We start from the raw sequence: 21,587 nt of genomic DNA, 5'->3' as shown, positions 1-21,587 counted from the left end.
CATGGCGAAGGAAAAGTTTGAGCGCACCAAGCCGCATGCGAACATCGGCACGATTGGTCACGTTGACCACGGCAAGACGACGCTGACGGCTGCGATCACGATGGTTCTGGCGGAAGCCTCTGGCGGTACAGCCAAGGGTTATGACGAGATTGACTCGGCGCCGGAAGAAAAAGCACGTGGCATCACCATCTCGACGGCCCACGTCGAGTATGAGACGGCCAATCGTCACTATGCCCACGTTGATTGCCCGGGCCACGCTGACTACGTGAAGAACATGATCACGGGTGCAGCGCAGATGGACGGCGCGATCCTGGTTGTGAACGCGGCTGACGGCCCGATGCCGCAGACGCGTGAGCACATTCTCCTGGCTCGCCAGGTTGGCGTGCCGGCGCTGGTTGTCTTCCTGAACAAGGTTGACCAGGTCGACGACGAAGAGCTTCTCGAGCTTGTCGAGATGGAAGTGCGTGAGCTTCTGTCGTCCTACGAGTTCCCGGGCGACGATCTTCCGATCATTGCCGGTTCGGCTCTGGCGGCTGTTGAAGGTCGTGACGACAATATCGGCAAGGACAAGATCCTCGAGCTGATGGCTGCCGTGGATGAGTACATCCCGACGCCGGAACGCCCGATCGACCAGCCTTTCCTGATGCCGATCGAGGACGTGTTCTCGATCTCGGGCCGTGGCACAGTTGTGACGGGTCGTATCGAGCGTGGTGTTGTCAAGGTTGGTGAAGAGATCGAAATCGTGGGTGTCCGTGACACCTCGAAGACGACCTGTACCGGCGTTGAGATGTTCCGCAAGCTGCTCGACCAGGGCCAGGCTGGCGACAATGTCGGTGTTCTGCTGCGCGGCGTGGACCGTGAAGGTGTTGAGCGTGGTCAGGTTCTGGCCAAGCCGGGCTCCATCACCCCGCACCACAAGTTTGTGGCTGAAGCCTATATCCTGACCAAGGAAGAGGGTGGCCGTCACACGCCGTTCTTCACCAATTACCGTCCGCAATTCTACTTCCGCACGACCGACGTCACCGGCGTCGTGACGCTGAATGAAGGCACGGAAATGGTCATGCCGGGCGACAATATCGAAATGAATGTCGAACTGATCGTACCGATCGCCATGGAAGAGAAGCTCCGCTTCGCTATCCGTGAAGGTGGCCGCACCGTCGGCGCCGGCGTCGTGTCAAAGATCATCGAATAGACTACGCAATCCGATCGGGGCGGTGGCTGAACCTGCCGCCCCGGTTTGCTCTTTTTGAAAGTTAAGAAACGGGATCGGTTTGATGGAACGTCAAAACATCCGCATTCGCCTTAAGGCGTTCGATCACCGGGTTCTGGATAATTCCACCCGGGAGATCGTTTCGACAGCCAAGCGCACGGGCGCCAATGTCCGTGGCCCGATTCCGCTGCCGACGCGCATCGAGAAATTCACGGTGCTGCGCTCGCCGCACATCGACAAGAAGTCGCGCGAGCAGTTCGAAATCCGGACGCACAAGCGCCTTCTCGACATCGTCGACCCCACCCCGCAAACCGTGGACGCGCTGATGAAGCTCGACCTGTCGGCCGGTGTGGACGTCGAGATCAAGCTGGGAGCGTAGGATTATGCGCCAGGAAGATCGCAGAACAGGCGTGATTGCCCGCAAGCTGGGCATGACGCGTATTTTCGCCGAGGACGGCTCACACGTGCCCTGCACGGTGCTGCACATGGACAATGTTCAGGTCGTGTCTCACAAGACCGCTGATCGTGACGGCTATGTGGCGCTCCAGCTTGGTGCCGGCGAGGCCAAGGCCAAGCGGACGCCAAAGGCGCTGCGCGGTCATTTCGCCAAGGCCAAGGTTGCGCCCAAGCGCAAGATGGTCGAGTTCCGCGTCGCGGATGACGCGCTGATTGACGTCGGCTCCGAGCTGACCGCGGACCATTTCGTCCCGGGCCAGAAAGTGGACGTTGCCGGCATCTCGATCGGTAAGGGTTTTGCAGGGGCCATGAAGCGCCACGGTTTTGGCGGCCTTCGTGCCACGCACGGTGTGTCAATCTCGCACCGTTCGCATGGTTCGACCGGTCAGTGTCAGGATCCGGGCAAGGTCTTCAAGGGCAAGAAAATGGCCGGTCACATGGGCGCTGTCCGCGTGACCACGCAGAATATCGAAGTCGTTCGTGTTGACGTCGAGCGCGGCATTGTCCTGGTCAAGGGCGCCGTTCCCGGGTCTGCCGGCGGCTGGGTCGAGCTTCGTGACGCGGTCAAGGGTCATGGCGACGCCGAACTCCCGGTTCCGGGCAAGTTCCGCACGCTTGACGAACTGAACGCACCGGCGCCGACCGAGGTGGTTGAGAATGAGGCTGCTCCGGCTGACGCCGACAACGCGGCCCCGGAAGCTGCGGCTGACGGTGAAGAAGGAACGCAAGCATGAAGATCGAGGTCAAAACCCTCGCGGCGAAGGACGCCGGTGCCATCGATCTCGACGATGCCGTCTTCGGCATTGAAGAGGTGCGCTCCGACCTCCTGCAGCGCGTTGTGAAGTGGCAGCTGGCGGCACGCCAGCAGGGCACTCACAAGACGCTCGGCCGCTCCGAAATCAATCGGACCAAGAAACGTTTCGGTCGCCAGAAGGGCGGCGGTACGGCCCGTCACGGTGCCCGTTCTGCTCCGCAATTCGTCGGCGGCGGCAAGGCCCACGGCCCTCGCGTCCGTAGCCACGCTCACGAGCTTCCCAAAAAGGTTCGTGCGCTTGGCCTGCGCCATGCGCTGTCGGCCAAGCTTGGTGCCAAGTCGCTGATCGTCATCGACGATGCCGCGCTTGACGCCCCGCAGACCAAGGCGCTTCGCACGTCCTTCGAAGGTCTGGGCATTTCCAATGCCCTGGTCATCTCGGGCGCCGAAGTGAACGAGAATTTTGCCAAGGCGGCTCGCAACCTGCCATGCATTGACGTGCTGCCCGCCCAGGGCCTCAACGTCTATGACATGCTGCGTCGCGACACCCTGGTGCTGACGAAGGCTGCCGTGGAACAGATCCACGCCCGCCTCAGCGCGAAGGAGGCATAAGATGTCGGCTGCTGCGCGCCATTACGATACGATCCTGAGCCCGGTGATCACCGAAAAGTCGACCCTGCTCTCGGAAGAGAACAAGGTGGTCTTCTTCGTTCCGCTCTCTGCCAACAAGACCGAGATCGCTGCGGCGGTCGAGAAGCTCTTCAAGGTGAAGGTGACGGATGTGAACACCATCAAGGTTCACGGAAAGACCAAGCGCTTCCGGGGTGTGCCCGGTCGTCGCAATGACCAGAAGAAAGCGGTCGTGACTCTCGAAGAGGGTCACTCGATCGACGTGACGACGGGTCTGTAAGATGGCTTTGAAAACATTCAAACCGACCTCTCCGGGCCGCCGTGCCCTCGTGCTGGTGGATCGCTCCGCCCTGCACAAGGGACGCCCTGAGAAGACACTGGTCGAAGGCCTCACCAAGAGCGGTGGGCGCAACAATATGGGTCGCATCACGGCCCGCCGGCGTGGCGGTGGCGCGAAGCGTCTCTATCGCCTGGTCGATTTCAAGCGCCGCAAGTGGGACATGCCCGCGACCGTCGAGCGTCTGGAATACGATCCGAACCGGACGGCTTTCATCGCCCTCATCAAGTATGAGGACGGCGAAAAGGCCTACATCCTGGCTCCGCAGCGTCTTTCCGAAGGCGATACGGTCATCGCGTCTGCCAAGGCCGATGTGAAGCCGGGCAACGCCATGCCGCTGAAGGCCGTGCCGGTTGGTACGATCCTTCATAATGTCGAGATGAAGCCGGAGAAGGGTGGGCAGATCGCTCGTTCCGCCGGTGCCTATGTTCAGCTTGTCGGCCGCGACGCCGGCTACGCCCAGATCCGTCTGGCCTCTGGCGAGCTGCGCATGGTCTCGGACAAGTGCATGGCGACGGTCGGTGCGGTTTCAAACCCGGACCACCTCAACATCAACCTCGGCAAGGCCGGTCGCAATCGCCATCTCGGCAAGCGTCCGTCTGTTCGCGGCGTTGTCATGAACCCGGTCGACCACCCGCATGGTGGTGGTGAAGGTCGTACCTCTGGTGGTCGCCATCCGGTGACCCCATGGGGCAAGCCGACCAAGGGTGCCAAGACGCGCAAGAACAAGTCGACCGACAAGTTCATCATCCGCTCGCGCCACGAGCGCAAGAAGCGATAGGGAGCAGACGATGCCTCGCTCTGTCTGGAAAGGTCCGTTCGTCGACGGCTATCTGCTGAAAAAAGCGGAAAAGTCGCACGAGGGCGGACGCAAGCAAGCGATCAAGACCTGGTCGCGCCGTTCTACCATCATGCCGCAATTCGTGGGCCTGACATTCCAGGTTCACAACGGCAACAAGTTCGTGCCTGTGCTCGTGACCGAAGACATGGTCGGCCACAAGCTCGGTGAATTCGCCCCGTCGCGGACCTATTACGGTCACGCCGCGGACAAAAAAGCCAAGCGGAGATAAGCGATGGGACAGTCTGCCAATCCCCGTCGCGTCGCTGACAATGAAGCGCGCGCCAAGCTGCGGATGATCCGCACCAGCCCGCAAAAGCTGAACCTCGTTGCTGCACTTATTCGCGGCAAAAAGGTCGAGCGTGCCCTGGCCGATCTGGAATTCTCGCGCAAGCGGATCTCCATTGAAGTCAAGAAGACCCTCGAGTCCGCGATTGCCAATGCCGAGAATAATCACGGCCTCGACATCGACAGCCTTGTCGTGTCGGAAGCCTTTGTCGGCAAGAACCTGGTCATGAAGCGCTTCCGGGCTCGTGCACGCGGTCGCGGTGCGAAGATCCTGAAGCCGTTTTCCGAGCTCACCATCGTGGTGCGCGAAGTCGAGGAGGCCGCCTGATGGGTCAGAAAGTCAATCCGATCGGTCTGCGCCTTGGCGTCAACCGCACCTGGGAATCCCGTTGGTATGCCGGCGCTGGCGAATACGCCAAGCTGCTCCACGAGGACATCAACATCCGGAAGATGCTCAAGCAGCGTCTGAAGAATGCCAGCGTGTCGAAGATCGTCATCGAGCGCCCGCACAAGAAGTGCCGCGTCACGGTTCACACGGCCCGTCCGGGTGTGGTGATCGGCAAGAAGGGTTCGGACATCGAGACACTCCGCAAGGAGTTGTCGAAAATGGTCGACGGCGAGGTTTTCCTGAACCTCGTTGAAGTGCGCAAGCCGGAAATCGACGCGACCCTGGTGGCCGAGTCCATCGCCCAGCAGCTCGAGCGCCGTGTGGCTTTCCGCCGCGCAATGAAGCGTTCGATGCAGTCGGCGATGCGCATGGGCGCCAAGGGCTGCAAGATCGTCTGCGGTGGTCGTCTCGGCGGTGCGGAAATTGCCCGCACCGAGCAGTATAATGAGGGCTCCGTGCCGCTTCATACGCTGCGCGCCGACATCGATTACGGAACCGCCGAAGCCAAGACCGCGATGGGTATCATCGGTATCAAGGTCTGGATTTACAAAGGCGAGATCATGGAACATGACCCGAATGCTCAGGAGCGTCGTCTCCAGGAGTCGGGTGAGCAGCGCGCCCGTTCGGGCCGCCAAGCCGCGTAAGGAATTCAGCCATGCTGCAACCGAAACGCACGAAATTCCGCAAGGCGCACAAAGGCCGTATCAAAGGTGCTGCGAAGGGTGGCTATACGCTGAACTTCGGCTCCTACGGCCTCAAGGCGCTTCAGCCGGAACGCGTTACCGCGCGTCAGATCGAAGCCACGCGTCGGGCGATTACTCGCCACATGAAGCGTGCAGGTCGCGTGTGGATCCGCATCTTCCCGGACGTACCGGTTTCCAAGAAACCGACCGAAGTCCGGATGGGTAAAGGTAAGGGCTCGCCCGAGTTTTGGGCTTGCAAGGTCAAACCTGGCCGCATCATGTTCGAGATCGACGGTGTTCCCGAAAATGTTGCGCGCGAAGCTCTCGAGCTGGGCGCGGCAAAGCTGCCGGTCAAGACCAAAATCGTCGCCCGGCTGGGCGAATAGGGAGAACACAACGATGAAATCCGTTGACGTTCGCGCCATGACCGAAGATCAGCTGAAGGACGAGCTCCTGAAGCTGAAGGAAGAACAATTCAAGCTGCGGTTCCAGCAGGCCTCCGGCCAGATGGAAAACACCGCTCGCTATGGCCAGATTCGCCGCGATATCGCGCGTATCAACACGGTCCAGACCGAGCGGAAATCGCACGAAGAGCAAGGGAGCTAGCGATGCCGAAGCGTATCCTGCAAGGCGTCGTAGTGAGTGACAAAGGTGCCAAGACCATCGTGGTGCGTGTGGAACGGACTTTCCTCCACCCGCTGCTGCGCAAGACGGTCCGTCGTACCAAGCGTTACCACGCGCATGACGAAGCCAATGCGTTCAAGGTGGGTGACCAGGTCCAGATTCAGGAATGTGCACCCAAGTCGAAACTGAAGCGGTGGGAGGTGGTCCCGGTCGCGGCTTAGGCCCGACAAGGAGACCCATCCTTTCCTAAGGAGGATCTGCGATGATCCAGATGCAAACCAATCTGGACGTGGCTGACAATTCTGGCGCCCGCCGTGTGCAGTGCATCAAGGTGCTCGGCGGTGCCAAGCGTCGCTATGCCCACGTCGGCGACATCATTGTCGTCTCGGTCAAGGAAGCTATTCCGCGTGGTCGCGTGAAGAAGGGTGATGTCCGCAAGGCCGTCGTCGTTCGCGTGGCCAAGGACATCAAGCGCAAGGACGGTTCCGTCATTCGCTTCGATGGCAACGCGGCTGTGATTATCAACAACAATAACGAGCCGCTCGGCACGCGTATCTTTGGGCCGGTTCCGCGCGAACTGCGTGGCAAGAACCACATGAAGATCGTGTCGCTGGCGCCGGAGGTGCTGTAATGGCTGCCAAGATCAAGAAGGGCGACAAAGTCGTCATTCTCGCCGGCCGTGACAAGGGCAAGACCGGCGAAGTCACCAAGGTCCTGCCGACCGAGGATCGTGTCATTGTGTCCGGCGTGAATGTGGTCAAGCGCCACACCCGCGCGACGCAGACCGACCAGGGCGGCATCAAGGAAAAGGAAGCCTCCATCCACGTGTCCAACGTGGCGGTGGCTGATCCGAAAACCGGCGAGGCAACTCGTGTCGGCTTCAAGACTGAAGACGGCAAGAAGGTGCGCATCGCCAAGAGCTCGGGCGAGGTTATCGATGTCTGATACCGCCACCTACACACCGCGTCTTCGCGCCAAGTATAACGAAGAAATTCGGAAGGCGATGAAGGAAAAATTCGGCTATGCCAACGACCTGCAGATCCCGCGTCTCGACAAGATCGTGATCAATATGGGCGTCGGTGAGGCCTCCCAGGATTCCAAGAAGATCAAGGGTGCCCTGGAAGATCTCGAAGCCATTTCCGGCCAGAAGCCGGTCAAGACGGTCGCCAAGAAGTCCATCGCGGGCTTCAAGCTCCGTGAGGAGCAGGTGATCGGCGCGAAAGTGACCCTGCGCCAGGATCGTATGTTCGAATTCCTGGACCGCCTGATCACGATCGCCCTGCCGCGTGTGCGTGACTTCCGTGGGCTCAATGGTAAGAGCTTCGATGGTCGCGGCAATTACGCGATGGGTCTGAAGGAACATATCGTGTTCCCGGAAATCGACTACGACAAGGTCGAGAAGATCCGGGGTATGGATATCGTTGTCTGCACCACCGCAGGCAATGATGAGGAAGCGAAGGCCCTGCTGGCCGAGTTCGATTTCCCCTTTACGAACTAACGCAGCAGGAGAGCAAAGCCGTGCGGGCTTTGCACGCAGGAGGACTTAAATGGCGAAAACTTCCGCAATCGAGCGCAATTTGAAGCGTGCTCGCCTGGCCAAGCGTTATGCTGCCAAGCGTGAACAGCTCAAGTCGATCGCTCGCAACAAGGAATTGCCGGTTGAGGAGCGTTTTGCTGCTCAGCTGAAGCTGGCTGAACTGCCGCGCAATTCTGCCGTCACGCGTATCCGGAACCGGTGTGAGATCACTGGCCGTCCGCGTGCTTTCTATCGCAAGTTCCGCATGTCGCGTATCGCGATGCGTGATCTGGCCAGCCAGGGAATGATCCCGGGCATGGTCAAGTCGAGCTGGTAAGAGAGGAGACTAGGACATGTCTGTGAACGACCCTCTCGGCGATATGCTGACCCGTATCCGCAATGCGCTCATGCGCAACAAGCGGAACGTCAACACGCCGGCATCGGCCCTGCGCCGCCGCGTGCTCGACGTCCTCAAGTCGGAAGGCTACATCCGCGATTATGCGGAAGTTGAAATGCCGACCGGCCTGAAAGAGTTCGAGATCGAACTTAAGTATTTCGAAGGTGACTCGGTTATTTCGGAGATCAAACGTATCTCCAAGCCGGGCCGCCGCGTCTATTCCGGCGTCAAGGACCTTCCGCTTGTCCAGAATGGCCTCGGCATCGCAATCCTCTCCACGCCCAAGGGTGTGATGTCGGATTCGACTGCTCGCGAGTCCAATGTGGGCGGCGAGATCCTCTGTCACGTCAGCTAAGGGAGCGAACCAATGTCACGTATCGGTAAACTCCCGGTAGCCATTCCTGGCGGCGTCACTGCGACGCTCACGGACTCGGCGCTGACCGTCAAAGGTCCCAAGGGCGAATTGTCCATGGCCTTTGTGAATGAGGTGAATGTCGAGCAGGGCGAAGATGGCATTGTCATCAAGCCGCGCGACGAGACCAAGAAGTCCCGCGCGATGTGGGGCATGCAACGCGCTCTCGTCGCCAACCTGGTCCAGGGTGTCTCGGCTGGTTACGAGAAAAATCTCGAACTGGTCGGCGTTGGTTATCGCGCGCAGATGCAGGGTTCGTCCCTGAAGCTGTCGCTCGGCCTGTCTCATGACGTCATCTATGACGCACCGGAAGGCATCACCATCGCCGTCGGCAAGCCGACCGAAGTGAAGATCACGGGCGCTGACAAGCAGCGCGTTGGCCAGACGGCCGCCGAGATCCGCCGCTTCCGTCCGCCGGAGCCCTACAAGGGCAAGGGCATCAAATATGTCGGCGAGTATATCCGCCGCAAAGAAGGCAAGAAGAAGTAGGGCGAGCGATGAAAACTCAACGCGAAAAATCGGTCCGTCGCGCCCAGCGCAACCGGATCCGTCTGCGCAAGTTCGCCAACGGCCGTCCGCGGCTGTCGGTCTACCGGTCTTCGAAGAACATCTATGCCCAGCTCATCGACGATGTGTCGGGCAAGACGATCGTCGCAGCCTCTTCCCTCGAGGAAGCCGCTCAAAAAGAGCATGGCAAGGGTTGCGATACGAAGGCTGCCGGGATCGTCGGCAAGCTGATCGCCGAGCGCGCAGTCAAGGAAGGCGTCAAGGACGTCGTCTTCGACCGTGGCGGTTACATCTTTCACGGGCGTGTCAAAGCGCTCGCAGAGGCGGCCCGCGAGGGCGGCCTGAACTTCTAAGGGAGCGGACGTATGGCTCATCAGAACGAGCAGCGCGGTGATCGCGGCGATCGTGGCCGTGGCCGCGGCCGTGGCCGGGACCGCGACCAGGAACGCGATGACGAACTTGTCGACAAGCTCGTCCACATCAACCGCGTCGCCAAGACGGTTAAGGGTGGCCGGAACTTCCAGTTCGCAGCCCTCGTCGTTGTCGGTGACACCAAGGGCCGCGTCGGTTTCGGACAGGGCAAGGCACGTGAAGTGCCGGAAGCCATCCGCAAGGCGACCGACGAAGCCAAGAAGAACATGATCCGCGTGCCGCTTCGCGAAGGCCGGACCCTGCACCATGACGGCAAGGGCCGTCACGGTGCTGGCAAGGTCGTCCTGCGGGCAGCGCCTCCGGGTACCGGCGTCATCGCCGGTGGTCCGATGCGCGCTGTGCTGGAAACCCTCGGGATCCAGGACGTGGTCGCCAAATCGGTTGGCACGTCCAACCCGTACAACATGATCCGCGCCACCATGGACGCGCTGAAGTCGCAGTCGAGCCCGCGCTCGGTTGCTGCCAAGCGTGGTCTCAAGGTCGGTGATCTGGTGAACCGCCGTGATGACGGCGCGTCTTCGCCGGAAGCGATCGAAGCGTAAGGACCGGATATAATGGCTAAAACCACGATCCGCGTGCGCCAGACGGGCAGCGCCATTCGCCGCCCCAAAGATCAGCGCGCCACGCTTGTCGGCCTCGGTCTCAACAAGATCGGTCGCGAGCGCGAGCTGGAAGATACACCGTCTGTCCGCGGCATGATTGCCAAGGTCAGCCACATGGTGGAAATCGTCGAGGAGTAGGTCCCAAAAGGGAAACCACTCCATCGAATGGAGAACGACATGCGTCTCAATGAATTGCGCGACAATGACGGTGCGACCAAGATCCGTACCCGCGTCGGCCGTGGTATCGGTTCCGGCAAGGGCAAGACTGGTGGTCGTGGCGTCAAAGGCCAGAAATCCCGTTCGGGTGTGGCCATCAAGGGTTTCGAGGGCGGTCAGATGCCGCTTCACATGCGTCTGCCGAAGCGGGGCTTCAACAAGCCGAACCGCAAGGCTTGGGCAGAAGTGAATCTTGGTCGTCTCGAGAAGGCTATTGCCGAAGGCAAGATCGACGCCAAAAAGCCGATCGACGCCGACGTCCTGATTGCAGCGGGCCTGGTCCGTCGTGCACTGGATGGCATCCGCCTCCTTGCGAAGGGCGAGCTGAAGTCCAAAGTAGAGATCACCGTCGCCGGTGCCTCCAAGACTGCGATTGCTGCGGTTGAGAAGGCCGGTGGCAAGGTGACCCTCACCGCCGTGGCTGACGACGCCGCGGAATAAGCGACTTAACGCCGACCTTTTAAGGACGTCTTCATGGCTTCAGCTGCCGAACAGCTTGCTGCGAACATGAACTTTAGCTCCTTCGCGAAAGCGAAGGAGCTGCAGCAACGCATCCTGTTCACGATCGGGATCCTGGTTGTCTACCGGATTGGTACGTTCGTGCCGATTCCCGGAATCGACCCGACCGCCTATGCGGACCTGTTCCAATCTCTTGGCGGAGAGGGGCAGGGCATTCTTGGGATGTTCAACATGCTGGGCGGCGGTGCCGTCGAACGCATGGCGATCTTTGTCCTCAATGTGATGCCGTACATCTCGGCCTCGATCATCATGCAGCTAATGTCTGCCACCATTCCCAGCCTTGAAAAGCTGAAGAAGGAAGGTGGTGAGCAAGGGCGTCAGCAGATCAACCAGTACACGCGGTATCTGACCGTCGTCCTGGCGGCCGGTCAGGCCTTTGCCATCGCCATGGGCATGAATACGCCCAATAGTGATGGTGTGGCGCTGGCGCTGAACCCCGGTCCCTTCTTTATTGCCTCGACCGTGATCACCCTGGTGGGAGCGACCATGCTGCTGCTGTGGCTGGGCGAGCAGATCACGGCCCGTGGTGTCGGCAATGGCGTTTCGCTGATCATTTTCGCCGGTATCATCTCGGCTGTTCCGGGCGTTATCGGTGGGGCTTTCTCGCAGGCGTCTTCGACGGGCAATGGCACGGTCCTGCTGGTCGGTGGCGCGCTGATCCTGATCGGCCTGGCCCTGGTGGTCTTTGTCGAGCGCTCGCAGCGCCGCCTTCTGGTCCAGTACCCGAAGCGTCAGCAGGGCAATCGCATGGTCGGGGGTGATACCTCCTTCCTGCCGCTGAAACTGAACACGGCCGGCGTCATTCCGCCGATCTTTGCCTCGTCCCTGTTGCTGCTGCCGGCGACGGCCGCCAGCTTCCAGTCCCAGACAGGACCGGAATGGCTGCAGACGACCGTGGCCTATCTCGGGCCGGGCGCGCCGCTCTTCATGGCGCTCTATGCGGCCATGATCATCTTTTTCTGCTTCTTCTACACGTCGGTCGTTTTCAATCCTGAAGACACGGCCGAGAACCTGCGGAAGTATGGTGGTTTCCTGCCGGGCATTCGGCCGGGCAAGCGGACCGCCGAGTATATCGATTACGTCCTGTCCCGCCTGACCCTGGTCGGCGCTCTCTACCTGACCCTGATCTGCATGGTGCCCATGCTCCTGAGCCCGCAAACGGCTCTCGGCGGCACCTCCCTGCTGATCGTCGTGTCAGTGACGATGGACACGGTTTCCCAGATCCAGTCGCACCTGCTGGCACACCAGTATGAGGGCCTGATCAAGAAGTCGAAACTCCGGGGACGCAAACGATGAACATTATCCTGTTCGGACCGCCTGGTTGCGGCAAGGGCACCCAATCCAAGCGTCTCGTCAGCGAGCGCGGCTGGGTGCAGCTCTCCACCGGAGACATGTTGCGCGAAGCCAGGGCGGCCGGAACAGAATTGGGACAGCGTGTATCCGCGATCATGGACGCCGGTAATCTGGTGTCCGACGAGATCGTGATCGAGCTGATCGAGGAGAGACTGCCGGAGGCCGAGGCGGCCGGTGGTGCCATCTTTGACGGTTTCCCGCGCACGGTGGCCCAGGCGGAAGCCTTGGATGCAGCGCTTGCCAAGCGTGGTTCCAAGGTCGATGCCGTTGTCCGCTTGTTGGTGGATGACAAGGAATTGGTCGCTCGCATGGAAAAGCGGGCGGCGGAAGAGGGACGGGCCGATGACAATATCGACGCGTTCAAAGTACGACTGAAAAACTACCAGGATCAGACAGCGCCGCTCATCCCCTTCTACGCCCAGTCGGGCAAGATGCGGGAAGTCCCCGGCATGGGATCCATGGACGAGGTTGCAGCCGGAATTGCTGCTGCACTCGAAGAGAAGTGATACGCACCTGTTGCAACCCCATTGACGGGGTGGCAACGCTGACTGTAGATAGCGCCCTTCGCGAAACGGGCGAGCTGATGCGGCGACCGAAAGGTTGCCTGTTGGGTCGTCCGTGAATGGCGTTTTGAATTTGGGAGATGGAAAGTGGCCCGTATTGCCGGCGTCAATATTCCGACGAATAAGCGCGTAGAGATCGCGCTTCGCTACATCCACGGCATTGGCCCGGCCAAGGCGAAGGAGATCTGCGAGCAGGTTTCCATCACGCCCGAGCGTCGAGTCAGTGAGCTGACGGATGCAGAAGTCCTGCAAATCCGCGAAGTGATCGATCGTGATCACATGGTGGAAGGGGATCTGCGCCGTGACGTGGCTGTGAACATCAAGCGCCTCATGGACCTGGGTAACTACCGTGGCTTGCGCCACCGTCGTGGCCTGCCTGTCCGTGGCCAGCGCACTCACACCAATGCGCGTACGCGCAAAGGTCCCGCCAAGCCGATTGCCGGCAAGAAAAAGTAGGGCCCTGACCAATGGCTAAGGAAACAGGCCGCGTGAAGCGGCGTGAACGCAAGAATATCACGTCGGGTGTCGCCCACGTGAGTGCCAGCTTCAACAACACCATGGTGACCATCACGGACGCCCAGGGAAATGCGATTTCCTGGTCTTCCGCTGGTCACATGGGCTTCAAGGGTTCGCGCAAATCGACCCCTTATGCTGCCCAGATGGCTGCTGAAGATGCCGGCAAGAAGGCGATGGACCACGGCATGAAGACCATCGAAGTGAAGGTCTCCGGTCCGGGTTCGGGGCGCGAAAGTGCGCTGCGTGCGTTGCAGTCGGTGGGTTTCACCATCACCACCATCCAGGACGTCACACCGATCCCGCATAACGGTTGCCGTCCGCCGAAGCGCCGTCGCGTCTAGTACGCGGCTCGCATTTCGCCTGTTGAACGCGCCGACGGCAACTACCGTGCGGCTGATGAAGGGGCAGTAAGAACGTGATCGAGAAGAACTGGCAAGAACTCATCCGCCCGATGAAGCCGGAAATCGAACCGGGACATGATCCCGCGCGCCAAGCCAAGATTGTCGCCGAGCCGCTGGAGCGTGGCTTCGGCATGACGCTGGGCAATGCGCTGCGTCGTGTGCTGCTGTCCTCGCTTCAGGGCGCGGCGGTGACGAATGTTCACATTGACGGCGTCGTCCACGAGTTTTCGTCGATCGACGGCGTGCGTGAAGACGTCACCGACATCGTGCTGAACATCAAGCAAATCGCCCTGCGCATGCATGGCGAGGGTCCCAAGCGCGTCGTGCTCAAGAAGTCCGGCCCCGGCATCGTCACCGCTGGCGATATCGAGGAAAGCGCGGATGTCGAGATCATCAACAAGGATCTCGCTCTGTGTACGCTGGACGAGGGTGCGGAAATCCGCATGGAGTTCACCATCAACACCGGCAAGGGCTATGTCCCGTCCGAGCGTAACCGCCCGGAAGATGCCCCGATCGGTCTGATCGGCGTTGATGCGCTCTACAGCCCGGTCAAGCGCGTGTCCTACAAGGTCGAGAACACCCGTGAGGGCCAGGTTCTTGATTATGACAAGCTGACGCTTGAAGTTGAGACGGACGGAACGGTCACTCCGGAAGATTCCGTGGCATTTGCTGCGCGGATCCTTCAGGACCAGTTCCAGATCTTCATCAATTTCGAGGAAGCTGTCGAGGCGCGTCCGGCCGAGGACGACAAGCCCGAGCTCGACTTCAACCCGGCGCTTCTGCGCAAGGTCGACGAGCTGGAGCTGTCCGTGCGTTCGGCGAATTGCCTGAAGAACGACAACATCGTCTACATCGGCGACCTGATCCAGAAGTCCGAGGCGGAAATGCTCCGTACCCCGAACTTTGGACGCAAGTCGCTTAATGAGATCAAGGAAGTTCTCGCCCAGATGGGTCTCCATCTTGGCATGGAAGCGCCGAACTGGCCGCCGGAGAACATCGAAGATCTCGCCAAACGTTTTGAGGATCACGTCTAGGCAGCCGCCGGGAGGCGCCTGAACCGGACTGAGGAGAAATAGTCATGCGTCACGGCATCGCACACCGCAAGCTTAACCGCACCCATTCGCACCGTAAGGCTATGCTGGCCAATATGGCTGCGTCGCTGATCGAGCACGAGCAGATCGTCACCACCTTGCCGAAAGCCAAGGAGCTGGCCCCGTTCGTGGACAAGCTCATCACGCTCGCCAAGCGTGGCGACGTCCATGGACGCCGCCAGGCGATGTCCAAGGTCCGTGATGAGGACCAGGTCAAGAAGCTGTTCGACACACTCGGCGGCCGCTATTCCGAGCGCGATGGTGGTTACACCCGCGTGCTCAAGGCGGGCTTCCGTCACGGTGACAACGCCCCGATGGCGGTCATCGAGCTGGTCGATCGCGACCCGGCTGCCAAGGGCGCAGCCGACCGGGCCCGCGTCGAAGCGGAACAGGGCATGACTGAGGAGTAAGCTTCCAGTCAGCAAGAGTTCAGGGAAAGGCGGCTTTGCTTCAGCAGGGCCGCCTTTTTCGTGCCCGGAATCCAGCCTATATGGGACCCATGATCAGATACGCTTTTCTTGCTTGCTTCCTCGCGACCGCGCCAGCGGCCGCCCAGGAGATCGACCTTGCCGGTGCCGCGGATGACCGGGTGCTCCCGGAAAGCCGGACCGAGATGCAGATGTCCTTTGCGCCGGTCGTGCGCGAAGCGACCCCTGCCGTTGTGAATGTGTTCTCGCGGCGCGTGGCCAATAATCAGCATCCCTTTGCCAATGATCCATTCTTCTCGCGGATGTTCCGTGGTCAGCCGCGTGAGCAGAATTCGCTCGGATCCGGGGTGATCGTGGATGCGTCCGGCGTGATCGTCACCAATAACCACGTCGTGGCTGGAGCGACCGAATTGCGTGTCGTGCTGGCGGACCGGCGGGAGTTCGAGGCGGAGATACTGCTGACCGACGAGGCGACGGATCTGGCGGTGCTTCGGGTCCATACCGATGAGCCGCTTCCGGTCCTGCCCTTCGACCGGACGGGTGATATCGAGGTCGGTGATCTCGTTCTCGCCATCGGCAACCCGTTCGGGGTTGGCCAGACGGTGACGTCGGGCATCGTGTCGGCCCTGGCCCGCACGGATGTCGGCCAGACCGATTTTGCATCCTTCATCCAGACTGACGCGGCCATCAATCCCGGCAATTCCGGCGGAGCGCTGGTCGATATGGATGGTGAGCTGGTCGGGGTGAACACGATGATTTTCTCGCGCTCGGGTGGCTCGAACGGGATTGGTTTCGCCATTCCGGTGGAAATGGTCTCCCGGGTCGTCGACACGGCGATGAGTGAGGGCGAGCTTATCCGACCCTGGCTTGGCGCCCGCTTGCAGCCGGTCGACAGTGACATCGCCGACGCCTTTGGCCTCAATCGCCCGCGTGGCGCGCTGGTCAATGAAATCTACCCGTTGGCCGCTGCCGATGAAGCCGGCCTGATGCAGGGCGACATCGTGCTGGCGATTGATAGTCAGCCGGTGAACAACCAGGCCGGTGCCCGCTTCCGTCTTGCGACCCGTGCGGCCGGTGACGATGCGGTCTTCACCATTTTGCGCGATGGCGAGGAAATGAACCTGGACGTGGCCGTTCAGCCGGCACCGGGCATTTCCGACCCGGCCCCGTACGAGGTCGGCGGCCGCAATCCCCTGTCCGGGGCGACGCTAGTGACGCTGTCACCCGCCTTCAATGAACGCGTCGGCCTCGACCCCTTCCAGGGTGGGATTGTCGTTAGCGGTGTCGGGCGGCGTTCGGTTGCCGGTCGTTTCGGCTTTCGCCCGGGCGACCAGCTGATCGAACTGATGGGGACGCCTGTCACCTCGATCGACGATGTGTCCGAGATTCTGGCCCAGTATGATGGCGAGCAGGTCTGGCCGCTCGTCGTGGAGCGGCGCGGGCAGCGTTTTGATACCTCTGTGCGTTTGTACTAGTCAGCCGCACCGTGGTGCGATTTGAGCGCGACGAAGCTCCAGACATGACCGAAAGGGTCGCGGACCTTGCCGTGACGCCCGAAGAACTCGTCGCTGCAGGGCCGGATGGCATCCGCCCCTGCAGCGACAGCTCGATCAAACCAGAGATCGGCGTCGGTGACGTAGAGATTGAGCGTGAAGGTGGTGCGATTGCCCAAGCTGGCGGGGGCGACATTGCCGATCATCGCCTCGTGCTGGGGAAACTCGTCGGCCAGCATCACAATGCCCTCATTGATGCGCAACGTGGCATGGCCCAGCTTGCCCTCGAAATCATAGCGCTCGAGCAGCTCGGCATCGAAGGCGCGCGCATAGAAGTCCAGCGCCGCCGCGCCATCGCGGACGCTCAGATAGGGCGCCACACCGGAGGTCGGCGGCGCGTGGATGTCTTCGGCCTGGCTATCGTCGGCCGGGCCGTTCTCGGCTGATGCATCGCTCATGGCGGTCCCCTGATTGCCCGCTGCAAGTCTAGCATGACCTGCCTTCTACGAAACTGCGAACGGGCCTAGGCTGGAACAGATGACAAGCCTGTTCGAAGCCGCTGGCCTTGATGCCGACGCCCCACGGCCTCTGGCCGACCGTTTGCGCCCGCAAACGCTCGACGAGGTCGTCGGCCAGGACCACTTGCTCGCCGGCAAGGGCCCGATTGCGCGGATGCGCTCGCAAGGCCGGCTCGCCTCCCTGATCCTGTGGGGACCGCCGGGCGTCGGCAAAACCACGATTGCCCGTCTTCTGGCCGAGGACAGCGATCTGGAGTTTGAACCGCTCTCGGCGGTCTTTTCCGGTGTCGCCGATCTGAAGAAGGCCTTCGAGCGGGCGAGGGCGCGTCGCCAGCAGGGCCGGGGCACCTTGCTATTTGTCGACGAGATCCACCGCTTCAACCGGGCCCAGCAGGATGGCTTTCTGCCGGTGGTGGAGGAGGGGACGGTCACGCTGGTTGGCGCCACCACCGAAAACCCGTCCTTCGAGCTCAACGCGGCCCTGCTGTCACGCTGCCAGGTGCTGGTGCTCAAGCGGCTCGATGATGATGGGCTCGACCTGCTCATGCAGCGCGCCGAGGCTGAAATGGGTCGCGCCTTGCCGCTCGATGCCGGCGCGCGCAATGCCCTGCGCTCGATGGCCGATGGCGATGGCCGCTACATGCTCAATCTGGTCGAGGAGGTCTTCACCTTCGATCCGGACACCAAGGTCGGCGCCGACGATCTCGCCACCCTGCTCAACAAGCGGGCCACCGCCTACGACAAGGATCGCGACGAGCACTACAATCTCATCTCGGCCCTGCACAAGTCGATCCGTGGATCGGATCCCGATGCGGCGCTGTACTGGTTTGCCCGCATGCTGGAAGGCGGAGAGGATCCGCTCTTCCTGGCCCGGCGGCTGGTGCGTATGGCGTCGGAGGATATCGGCCTCGCCGACCCGACCGGCCTGATGATCGCCAATGAAGCAGCGCGCACTTATGAACGGCTCGGCTCTCCCGAGGGAGAATTGGCCCTGGCCCATGCCGTCGTACATTTGGCGACAGCGGCCAAGTCAAACGCCGTCTACGTCGCCTACAAGCGGGCCAGGAAGGCGGCGAAGGCGACGGGCTCTCTGATGCCGCCCGCGCACATCCTCAACGCCCCTACGGCCCTGATGAAGGACCAGGGCTATGGCGAGGGCTATGAATATGACCACGACTCGGACGGTGGCGTTTCCGGGCAGGACTATTTCCCGGATGACATGCCTGACCGTCCGGTCTTCTACGAACCGCGTGATAGCGGTCGGGAAGCGGCGATCGGCGAGCGGCTGGCGCGCTGGCGGCAGGTGAGGGCGCGGCGACGCTCATAATCTGTCGCTTGCCATTTGACCAGGAAAGACAAATCCTGCCCGGTATGCCAACTCTGGGGGGAGTTCACATGAAACCGGAACGCATTCACCTGACGCTCGGCCTGATCTGGCTCATCATCGGCATGTTGCTGGGCGAGCATATGGGGCGCACGGGCGATCACGCCCAGATGCCGACCCATGCTCACATGATGTTGCTGGGCGGCGTCCTGCCCATCCTCTGGGCGATTCTGTACCGGGTTTTCCAGCTGGGCAGCGGATTGCTCGCCTGGGCCCAGCTCGCATTGCACCACATTGCCGTTCTGGTGATGATCCCGTCGCTCTATCTGATGTATGGCCAGCTGGCCGATGAGGCGACCGTCGGGCCGCTCCTCGGCATTGGTGCGGTGCTGGCGGTTGTATCGGTGGCGCTCATGCTGGTGCTGAGCCTGCGTGCGAAAGACTGAGGGCTAGTCCGCGTCGGACGTGCTGGTTTCACAGGCCTCACCACCGATTGCTCCGGCGTCGAGGGCGGGCAGGCCCAGCAAGGCCCGGCCTGCATCGACCGCGCCGACATCGGCGAGTGGCCAGATTTCGGTGACGCCCTCGACGCAGTGCGTTGCGGTGCCATAGGGCTGGGGGCGATCTTCCGAGACGGCGAACGCATCGGCCATGGTGGCAAATGTGATGCCGTCATATCCGCCATTCATGGCGATGGGTTCGAGCGCTGCGACGATCCGGCGCCGATTGTCTTCATCGCGTTCAGCCAGCCGCAGCAGGCTTTCGCCGAGACGGGCATTCTCGGTCCAGAGAATAACAAAGCTGTCCGGCTCGATCTGGCGGGCAGCCCAGCGCGAATTGGAGGCTTCCGTGTCGCGGATGCTGTCTGAGATTGCGAGCAGGATCTCGCCACGGGCGCCGTCATCAAGATCAGTGCGGGCCATGACGGGCAGGAGGAGCTCGGTGAGATAGCGTTCGCGCGCGGTTCGGGCTGCGAGCTGGCTGACCGTGTCCCCATAGGCGGCCAGTCGTCCCTCTATCTGCGCGATCAGGGTCGCAGCGTCAGTCGCGGGAGCAGGGGCTGCGCTTGTTTCCAGCTCATCGGCAGCCGATGCCTGGGCGTCGGCATCCTGCAGGACAAGCATGGCGGCCAGTATGAATACGGACATGAGGCGACTCCCTGAGGCTGGGGGGCAGTCTAGCGTGGCATGTGGCGTATCCAAGGCATCAGGACAAAACAAAAGCGGCAGTCCTTGGGGGAGACTGCCGCTTTCGTTTGAGGTCGGGTGCGATCGGGGCGGGGGACTGTGAGGCGTGTCGCCAGGGCCGATCGGATGCCGCTTCGGTTGAACCCTTTTGGGGGAGGTTCGACCTAGGCAAGAGTGCCGGTCAGGGCAATCGTCATGGCACCAAACACACCGGCCACAAAAAGTACGTTGATCACGGCCGAGAGGGAGTTTGAAATGCGGTTCGTCATGAGGGAGATCCTTATCATCTTGGCGGCCCGGGCCTTCCCGGTTCGCACGTTGGTAAATAAGGACTTACGGGCCTCAGACAATCGACATTTCGCCAAGTCACCATTGCAATAATGCATAGGTTACGTTACATGAAATGAAATTAAGGATTGGTTAGGGTGGCGTTAATGCGCCGGATCGACCGGTGTGGATGCTTGCCAAGCGGGGCGCATGACCCTATCGAGCCGGAATGATCAATTATCTTCTTGTCGGCGCCGGCGGTGCACTCGGCGCCATCTCGCGCTACCAGGTGGGGCGTCTGACCTTTCGCTGGTTCGGGCCGGAACAGGTCTGGGGAACATTCGCGGTCAATATCGTGGGTGGTCTGATGATGGGCCTGCTGATTGGCTGGCTCGCTGCCACCGACCGCGCCGACCAGCAATATATCCGCCTGTTTGGCGCTGTCGGCTTTCTCGGTGGGTTCACCACCTTCTCGGCCTTTTCACTGGAGATTGCCAATATGTTCGAACGCAAGGCGCTGCTCCCGGCTTTCGGTTATGCGGCGAGTTCGGTCATTCTGGCGCTGGCTGCTGTCTTTGTTGGGCTTTGGATTATGCGGAAGGGCTTCGCATGAGTGGTGTTCAGACCCTGAAGGTGGAAGCCACGGAGGATGGTTCACGTGTGGACCGTTGGTTCAAGCGCCGCTTCCCGCATGTTTCGGCGATCATGGTCCAGAAATTGTGCCGCAAGGGACAGATCCGGGTCGATGGTGGCCGGGTCAAAGGCGATAGCCGCGTCCATGAGGGCCAGGAAATCCGGGTCCCGCCGCTGCCCGAGCCGGGCGAGCGCCCGCCATCGGTTGCCCTGTCCGACCAGGACGTTGCCTATGTGAAATCACTGGTCATCTATGAGGATGATGAGCTGATCGCCTTCAACAAGCCGGCTGGCCTCGCCGTTCAGGGCGGGTCGAAGACCACCCGCCATCTCGACGGCCTCTTGGATGCGTTCGGCGAAGGTCTCGACCGGCCGCGCCTTGTGCACCGGCTCGACAAGGATACCTCGGGCATACTCATCGTCGGCAAGGGGCCGAAGGCGACATCCCGGCTCGCCAAGGCGTTCCAGTCGCACAAGACCCGGAAAACCTATTGGGCGATCGCGATCGGCGTGCCCAAGCCCAAAATGGGCGAGATCAAGGGTTTCATGCGCAAGGCCGCTTCGGTCGGTGTCGACAGTGAGCGCGAGACCATGGTGGCCGCCGGCCATGGCGATGAGGGCGCCCAGCATGCGCTGACCCGCTATATCGTGATTGGCGAGGCCGGGCAGAAAGCGTCCTGGGTGGCCCTGCGTCCCGTGACCGGCCGGACCCATCAGCTTCGTGTCCATCTCGCCGCCATGGGCACCGCCATCCTCGGCGACAAGAAATATACCTGCCACAGACCGGCACCCGAGGATCTGGGCCGACGCCTCTGTCTGCACGCGCGCCGACTGGAAGTTCCCCGCCCCGGCGGCAAGTCGCTGGTCCTCACTGCCGATCTGCCACCCGCGTTGAAGAAGATCTATGACACGCTCGGCTTCTCGGTGAAGGAGATAGACGAGGCGATGATCGAGGAAGATCTGGCGTAAGCGGGCCGGAACACATCACGCGGTTTCACAACTTC

At 61.3% G+C, this 21,587-nt stretch carries 35 protein-coding genes; 33 read left to right on the top strand and 2 right to left on the bottom strand.

What is annotated here, in order from left to right; genetic code table 11:
* Window position 1: 1 nt before the first annotated feature.
* The 29 genes from tuf to JXQ94_RS05695 all read left to right on the top strand — a co-directional run bounded on the left by tuf (window position 2) and on the right by JXQ94_RS05695 (window position 16,636).
* A complete protein-coding gene (gene tuf / locus JXQ94_RS05835) occupies window positions 2-1,192 on the top strand; it encodes an elongation factor Tu (protein WP_421922849.1) in 1,191 nt (396 codons plus the stop codon).
* Between the two features lie 82 nt (window positions 1,193-1,274).
* Entirely contained in the window at window positions 1,275-1,589 is a 315-nt protein-coding gene (gene rpsJ, locus JXQ94_RS05830; protein WP_011643734.1) for a 30S ribosomal protein S10, read from the top strand.
* A 4-nt stretch (window positions 1,590-1,593) separates the two neighbouring features.
* On the top strand, window positions 1,594-2,400 hold the full coding sequence (gene rplC, locus JXQ94_RS05825; RefSeq protein ID WP_421922848.1) for a 50S ribosomal protein L3: 807 nt from the start codon (window positions 1,594-1,596) through the stop codon (window positions 2,398-2,400).
* On the top strand, window positions 2,397-3,032 hold the full coding sequence (gene rplD / locus JXQ94_RS05820; protein WP_301064939.1) for a 50S ribosomal protein L4: 636 nt from the start codon (window positions 2,397-2,399) through the stop codon (window positions 3,030-3,032). Before rplC ends, rplD begins: the two co-directional genes overlap by 4 nt.
* A gap of 1 nt (window position 3,033) precedes the next feature.
* On the top strand, window positions 3,034-3,330 hold the full coding sequence (locus JXQ94_RS05815; protein WP_295695479.1) for a 50S ribosomal protein L23: 297 nt from the start codon (window positions 3,034-3,036) through the stop codon (window positions 3,328-3,330).
* 1 nt (window position 3,331) lies between these two features.
* A complete protein-coding gene (rplB, locus tag JXQ94_RS05810; RefSeq protein ID WP_297733330.1) occupies window positions 3,332-4,168 on the top strand; it encodes a 50S ribosomal protein L2 in 837 nt (278 codons plus the stop codon).
* 10 nt (window positions 4,169-4,178) lie between these two features.
* The gene (gene rpsS, locus JXQ94_RS05805; RefSeq protein WP_271185310.1) at window positions 4,179-4,457 is read left to right on the top strand and encodes a 30S ribosomal protein S19; all 279 of its coding nucleotides are present in this window, start codon (window positions 4,179-4,181) and stop codon (window positions 4,455-4,457) included.
* A 3-nt stretch (window positions 4,458-4,460) separates the two neighbouring features.
* Complete coding sequence (gene rplV / locus JXQ94_RS05800; RefSeq protein WP_295695473.1) at window positions 4,461-4,841, top strand: 50S ribosomal protein L22; 381 nt, start codon at window positions 4,461-4,463, stop codon at window positions 4,839-4,841.
* Complete coding sequence (gene rpsC / locus JXQ94_RS05795; protein ID WP_295695471.1) at window positions 4,841-5,545, top strand: 30S ribosomal protein S3; 705 nt, start codon at window positions 4,841-4,843, stop codon at window positions 5,543-5,545. Before rplV ends, rpsC begins: the two co-directional genes overlap by 1 nt.
* Before the next feature lie 11 nt (window positions 5,546-5,556).
* Window positions 5,557-5,970 carry a 50S ribosomal protein L16 gene (rplP, locus tag JXQ94_RS05790; RefSeq protein WP_297733321.1) on the top strand — a complete coding sequence of 138 codons (414 nt, stop codon included), beginning with the start codon at window positions 5,557-5,559 and terminating at the stop codon, window positions 5,968-5,970.
* 13 nt (window positions 5,971-5,983) lie between these two features.
* The gene (rpmC, locus tag JXQ94_RS05785; protein WP_295691633.1) at window positions 5,984-6,190 is read left to right on the top strand and encodes a 50S ribosomal protein L29; all 207 of its coding nucleotides are present in this window, start codon (window positions 5,984-5,986) and stop codon (window positions 6,188-6,190) included.
* 2 nt (window positions 6,191-6,192) lie between these two features.
* Window positions 6,193-6,429, top strand: a complete 237-nt coding sequence (gene rpsQ, locus JXQ94_RS05780) for a 30S ribosomal protein S17 (RefSeq protein WP_295691634.1) — start codon at window positions 6,193-6,195, stop codon at window positions 6,427-6,429.
* Between the two features lie 41 nt (window positions 6,430-6,470).
* Entirely contained in the window at window positions 6,471-6,839 is a 369-nt protein-coding gene (gene rplN, locus JXQ94_RS05775; protein WP_295691636.1) for a 50S ribosomal protein L14, read from the top strand.
* Window positions 6,839-7,153: a 50S ribosomal protein L24 gene (gene rplX, locus JXQ94_RS05770; protein ID WP_295691638.1), complete on the top strand. Its 315-nt coding sequence runs from the start codon at window positions 6,839-6,841 to the stop codon at window positions 7,151-7,153. Before rplN ends, rplX begins: the two co-directional genes overlap by 1 nt.
* Complete coding sequence (gene rplE, locus JXQ94_RS05765; RefSeq protein ID WP_295691639.1) at window positions 7,146-7,706, top strand: 50S ribosomal protein L5; 561 nt, start codon at window positions 7,146-7,148, stop codon at window positions 7,704-7,706. Before rplX ends, rplE begins: the two co-directional genes overlap by 8 nt.
* 49 nt (window positions 7,707-7,755) lie before the next feature.
* Entirely contained in the window at window positions 7,756-8,061 is a 306-nt protein-coding gene (gene rpsN / locus JXQ94_RS05760) for a 30S ribosomal protein S14 (RefSeq protein ID WP_295691641.1), read from the top strand.
* Window positions 8,062-8,077: 16 nt separating this feature from the next.
* Window positions 8,078-8,476: a 30S ribosomal protein S8 gene (rpsH, locus tag JXQ94_RS05755; protein ID WP_295691643.1), complete on the top strand. Its 399-nt coding sequence runs from the start codon at window positions 8,078-8,080 to the stop codon at window positions 8,474-8,476.
* A 12-nt stretch (window positions 8,477-8,488) separates the two neighbouring features.
* Window positions 8,489-9,022, top strand: coding sequence for a 50S ribosomal protein L6 (gene rplF / locus JXQ94_RS05750; RefSeq protein ID WP_421922847.1), 534 nt, complete (start codon window positions 8,489-8,491; stop codon window positions 9,020-9,022).
* Between the two features lie 8 nt (window positions 9,023-9,030).
* On the top strand, window positions 9,031-9,393 hold the full coding sequence (gene rplR / locus JXQ94_RS05745) for a 50S ribosomal protein L18 (protein ID WP_421922846.1): 363 nt from the start codon (window positions 9,031-9,033) through the stop codon (window positions 9,391-9,393).
* A 12-nt stretch (window positions 9,394-9,405) separates the two neighbouring features.
* Entirely contained in the window at window positions 9,406-10,014 is a 609-nt protein-coding gene (rpsE, locus tag JXQ94_RS05740) for a 30S ribosomal protein S5 (protein WP_295691648.1), read from the top strand.
* A 12-nt stretch (window positions 10,015-10,026) separates the two neighbouring features.
* Window positions 10,027-10,212, top strand: a complete 186-nt coding sequence (gene rpmD, locus JXQ94_RS05735) for a 50S ribosomal protein L30 (RefSeq protein ID WP_295691650.1) — start codon at window positions 10,027-10,029, stop codon at window positions 10,210-10,212.
* A gap of 39 nt (window positions 10,213-10,251) precedes the next feature.
* Window positions 10,252-10,731: a 50S ribosomal protein L15 gene (gene rplO, locus JXQ94_RS05730; RefSeq protein WP_295691652.1), complete on the top strand. Its 480-nt coding sequence runs from the start codon at window positions 10,252-10,254 to the stop codon at window positions 10,729-10,731.
* Between the two features lie 33 nt (window positions 10,732-10,764).
* Entirely contained in the window at window positions 10,765-12,105 is a 1,341-nt protein-coding gene (gene secY, locus JXQ94_RS05725; protein ID WP_366523980.1) for a preprotein translocase subunit SecY, read from the top strand.
* Entirely contained in the window at window positions 12,102-12,668 is a 567-nt protein-coding gene (locus tag JXQ94_RS05720; protein WP_421922845.1) for an adenylate kinase, read from the top strand. The genes secY and JXQ94_RS05720 overlap by 4 nt, the downstream gene beginning before the upstream one ends.
* A 144-nt stretch (window positions 12,669-12,812) precedes the next feature.
* Window positions 12,813-13,181 carry a 30S ribosomal protein S13 gene (gene rpsM, locus JXQ94_RS05715; RefSeq protein ID WP_291844495.1) on the top strand — a complete coding sequence of 123 codons (369 nt, stop codon included), beginning with the start codon at window positions 12,813-12,815 and terminating at the stop codon, window positions 13,179-13,181.
* Between the two features lie 11 nt (window positions 13,182-13,192).
* Window positions 13,193-13,582, top strand: a complete 390-nt coding sequence (gene rpsK, locus JXQ94_RS05710) for a 30S ribosomal protein S11 (RefSeq protein WP_291844491.1) — start codon at window positions 13,193-13,195, stop codon at window positions 13,580-13,582.
* Between the two features lie 74 nt (window positions 13,583-13,656).
* A complete protein-coding gene (locus tag JXQ94_RS05705) occupies window positions 13,657-14,676 on the top strand; it encodes a DNA-directed RNA polymerase subunit alpha (RefSeq protein ID WP_297733288.1) in 1,020 nt (339 codons plus the stop codon).
* Between the two features lie 44 nt (window positions 14,677-14,720).
* Complete coding sequence (rplQ, locus tag JXQ94_RS05700) at window positions 14,721-15,143, top strand: 50S ribosomal protein L17 (RefSeq protein WP_295691660.1); 423 nt, start codon at window positions 14,721-14,723, stop codon at window positions 15,141-15,143.
* A gap of 89 nt (window positions 15,144-15,232) precedes the next feature.
* Window positions 15,233-16,636, top strand: coding sequence for a Do family serine endopeptidase (locus tag JXQ94_RS05695; protein WP_421922844.1), 1,404 nt, complete (start codon window positions 15,233-15,235; stop codon window positions 16,634-16,636).
* Here the strand turns inward: JXQ94_RS05695 and JXQ94_RS05690 are convergent.
* Window positions 16,633-17,112, bottom strand: a complete 480-nt coding sequence (locus tag JXQ94_RS05690) for a VOC family protein (RefSeq protein WP_421922843.1) — start codon at window positions 17,110-17,112, stop codon at window positions 16,633-16,635. The genes JXQ94_RS05695 and JXQ94_RS05690 overlap by 4 nt on opposite strands.
* Before the next feature lie 79 nt (window positions 17,113-17,191).
* Here JXQ94_RS05690 and JXQ94_RS05685 point away from each other — a divergent pair, with 79 nt between their 5' ends.
* Together JXQ94_RS05685 and JXQ94_RS05680 are read left to right on the top strand one after the other, a co-directional pair.
* Window positions 17,192-18,499, top strand: a complete 1,308-nt coding sequence (locus JXQ94_RS05685; protein WP_421922842.1) for a replication-associated recombination protein A — start codon at window positions 17,192-17,194, stop codon at window positions 18,497-18,499.
* 68 nt (window positions 18,500-18,567) lie between these two features.
* Complete coding sequence (locus tag JXQ94_RS05680) at window positions 18,568-18,942, top strand: hypothetical protein (RefSeq protein ID WP_421922841.1); 375 nt, start codon at window positions 18,568-18,570, stop codon at window positions 18,940-18,942.
* A 3-nt stretch (window positions 18,943-18,945) separates the two neighbouring features.
* On the opposite strand, the gene JXQ94_RS05675 is transcribed toward JXQ94_RS05680, so the two are convergent.
* A complete protein-coding gene (locus tag JXQ94_RS05675; protein ID WP_421922840.1) occupies window positions 18,946-19,644 on the bottom strand; it encodes a hypothetical protein in 699 nt (232 codons plus the stop codon).
* Between the two features lie 535 nt (window positions 19,645-20,179).
* Between JXQ94_RS05675 and crcB the strand changes: the two genes are divergently transcribed.
* Entirely contained in the window at window positions 20,180-20,563 is a 384-nt protein-coding gene (gene crcB / locus JXQ94_RS05670; RefSeq protein ID WP_421922839.1) for a fluoride efflux transporter CrcB, read from the top strand.
* On the top strand, window positions 20,560-21,552 hold the full coding sequence (locus JXQ94_RS05665) for an RluA family pseudouridine synthase (protein ID WP_421922838.1): 993 nt from the start codon (window positions 20,560-20,562) through the stop codon (window positions 21,550-21,552). The genes crcB and JXQ94_RS05665 overlap by 4 nt, the downstream gene beginning before the upstream one ends.
* The last annotated feature ends 35 nt before the right edge of the window (window positions 21,553-21,587 follow it).

Origin of the sequence: Maricaulis maris (assembly GCF_049116555.1) — a bacterium.
Lineage (GTDB): Bacteria > Pseudomonadota > Alphaproteobacteria > Caulobacterales > Maricaulaceae > Maricaulis > Maricaulis maris_C.
This window is presented reverse-complemented; position numbering and strand designations above follow the sequence as displayed.

Excerpts from the sequence above, each read along its gene's own strand:
- rpsJ (WP_011643734.1), top strand. The coding sequence starts at position 1,275 with ATGGAACGTCAAAACATCCGCATTCGCCTTAAGGCGTTCGATCACCGG.
- JXQ94_RS05665 (WP_421922838.1), top strand. The coding sequence starts at position 20,560 with ATGAGTGGTGTTCAGACCCTGAAGGTGGAAGCCACGGAGGATGGTTCA.
- JXQ94_RS05675 (WP_421922840.1), bottom strand. The coding sequence starts at position 19,644 with ATGTCCGTATTCATACTGGCCGCCATGCTTGTCCTGCAGGATGCCGAC.
- rplC (WP_421922848.1), top strand. The coding sequence starts at position 1,594 with ATGCGCCAGGAAGATCGCAGAACAGGCGTGATTGCCCGCAAGCTGGGC.
- rpmD (WP_295691650.1), top strand. The coding sequence starts at position 10,027 with ATGGCTAAAACCACGATCCGCGTGCGCCAGACGGGCAGCGCCATTCGC.
- rplO (WP_295691652.1), top strand. The coding sequence starts at position 10,252 with ATGCGTCTCAATGAATTGCGCGACAATGACGGTGCGACCAAGATCCGT.
- JXQ94_RS05680 (WP_421922841.1), top strand. The coding sequence starts at position 18,568 with ATGAAACCGGAACGCATTCACCTGACGCTCGGCCTGATCTGGCTCATC.
- rplV (WP_295695473.1), top strand. The coding sequence starts at position 4,461 with ATGGGACAGTCTGCCAATCCCCGTCGCGTCGCTGACAATGAAGCGCGC.
- rplP (WP_297733321.1), top strand. The coding sequence starts at position 5,557 with ATGCTGCAACCGAAACGCACGAAATTCCGCAAGGCGCACAAAGGCCGT.
- rplF (WP_421922847.1), top strand. The coding sequence starts at position 8,489 with ATGTCACGTATCGGTAAACTCCCGGTAGCCATTCCTGGCGGCGTCACT.
- JXQ94_RS05690 (WP_421922843.1), bottom strand. The coding sequence starts at position 17,112 with ATGAGCGATGCATCAGCCGAGAACGGCCCGGCCGACGATAGCCAGGCC.
- rpmC (WP_295691633.1), top strand. The coding sequence starts at position 5,984 with ATGAAATCCGTTGACGTTCGCGCCATGACCGAAGATCAGCTGAAGGAC.
- rplX (WP_295691638.1), top strand. The coding sequence starts at position 6,839 with ATGGCTGCCAAGATCAAGAAGGGCGACAAAGTCGTCATTCTCGCCGGC.
- secY (WP_366523980.1), top strand. The coding sequence starts at position 10,765 with ATGGCTTCAGCTGCCGAACAGCTTGCTGCGAACATGAACTTTAGCTCC.
- rplD (WP_301064939.1), top strand. The coding sequence starts at position 2,397 with ATGAAGATCGAGGTCAAAACCCTCGCGGCGAAGGACGCCGGTGCCATC.
- JXQ94_RS05695 (WP_421922844.1), top strand. The coding sequence starts at position 15,233 with ATGATCAGATACGCTTTTCTTGCTTGCTTCCTCGCGACCGCGCCAGCG.
- rpsN (WP_295691641.1), top strand. The coding sequence starts at position 7,756 with ATGGCGAAAACTTCCGCAATCGAGCGCAATTTGAAGCGTGCTCGCCTG.
- tuf (WP_421922849.1), top strand. The coding sequence starts at position 2 with ATGGCGAAGGAAAAGTTTGAGCGCACCAAGCCGCATGCGAACATCGGC.
- JXQ94_RS05720 (WP_421922845.1), top strand. The coding sequence starts at position 12,102 with ATGAACATTATCCTGTTCGGACCGCCTGGTTGCGGCAAGGGCACCCAA.
- JXQ94_RS05815 (WP_295695479.1), top strand. The coding sequence starts at position 3,034 with ATGTCGGCTGCTGCGCGCCATTACGATACGATCCTGAGCCCGGTGATC.
- rpsE (WP_295691648.1), top strand. The coding sequence starts at position 9,406 with ATGGCTCATCAGAACGAGCAGCGCGGTGATCGCGGCGATCGTGGCCGT.
- rpsQ (WP_295691634.1), top strand. The coding sequence starts at position 6,193 with ATGCCGAAGCGTATCCTGCAAGGCGTCGTAGTGAGTGACAAAGGTGCC.
- rpsS (WP_271185310.1), top strand. The coding sequence starts at position 4,179 with ATGCCTCGCTCTGTCTGGAAAGGTCCGTTCGTCGACGGCTATCTGCTG.
- rpsC (WP_295695471.1), top strand. The coding sequence starts at position 4,841 with ATGGGTCAGAAAGTCAATCCGATCGGTCTGCGCCTTGGCGTCAACCGC.
- rplE (WP_295691639.1), top strand. The coding sequence starts at position 7,146 with ATGTCTGATACCGCCACCTACACACCGCGTCTTCGCGCCAAGTATAAC.
- rpsK (WP_291844491.1), top strand. The coding sequence starts at position 13,193 with ATGGCTAAGGAAACAGGCCGCGTGAAGCGGCGTGAACGCAAGAATATC.
- crcB (WP_421922839.1), top strand. The coding sequence starts at position 20,180 with ATGATCAATTATCTTCTTGTCGGCGCCGGCGGTGCACTCGGCGCCATC.
- rplR (WP_421922846.1), top strand. The coding sequence starts at position 9,031 with ATGAAAACTCAACGCGAAAAATCGGTCCGTCGCGCCCAGCGCAACCGG.
- rpsH (WP_295691643.1), top strand. The coding sequence starts at position 8,078 with ATGTCTGTGAACGACCCTCTCGGCGATATGCTGACCCGTATCCGCAAT.
- rplN (WP_295691636.1), top strand. The coding sequence starts at position 6,471 with ATGATCCAGATGCAAACCAATCTGGACGTGGCTGACAATTCTGGCGCC.
- rplB (WP_297733330.1), top strand. The coding sequence starts at position 3,332 with ATGGCTTTGAAAACATTCAAACCGACCTCTCCGGGCCGCCGTGCCCTC.
- rplQ (WP_295691660.1), top strand. The coding sequence starts at position 14,721 with ATGCGTCACGGCATCGCACACCGCAAGCTTAACCGCACCCATTCGCAC.
- JXQ94_RS05685 (WP_421922842.1), top strand. The coding sequence starts at position 17,192 with ATGACAAGCCTGTTCGAAGCCGCTGGCCTTGATGCCGACGCCCCACGG.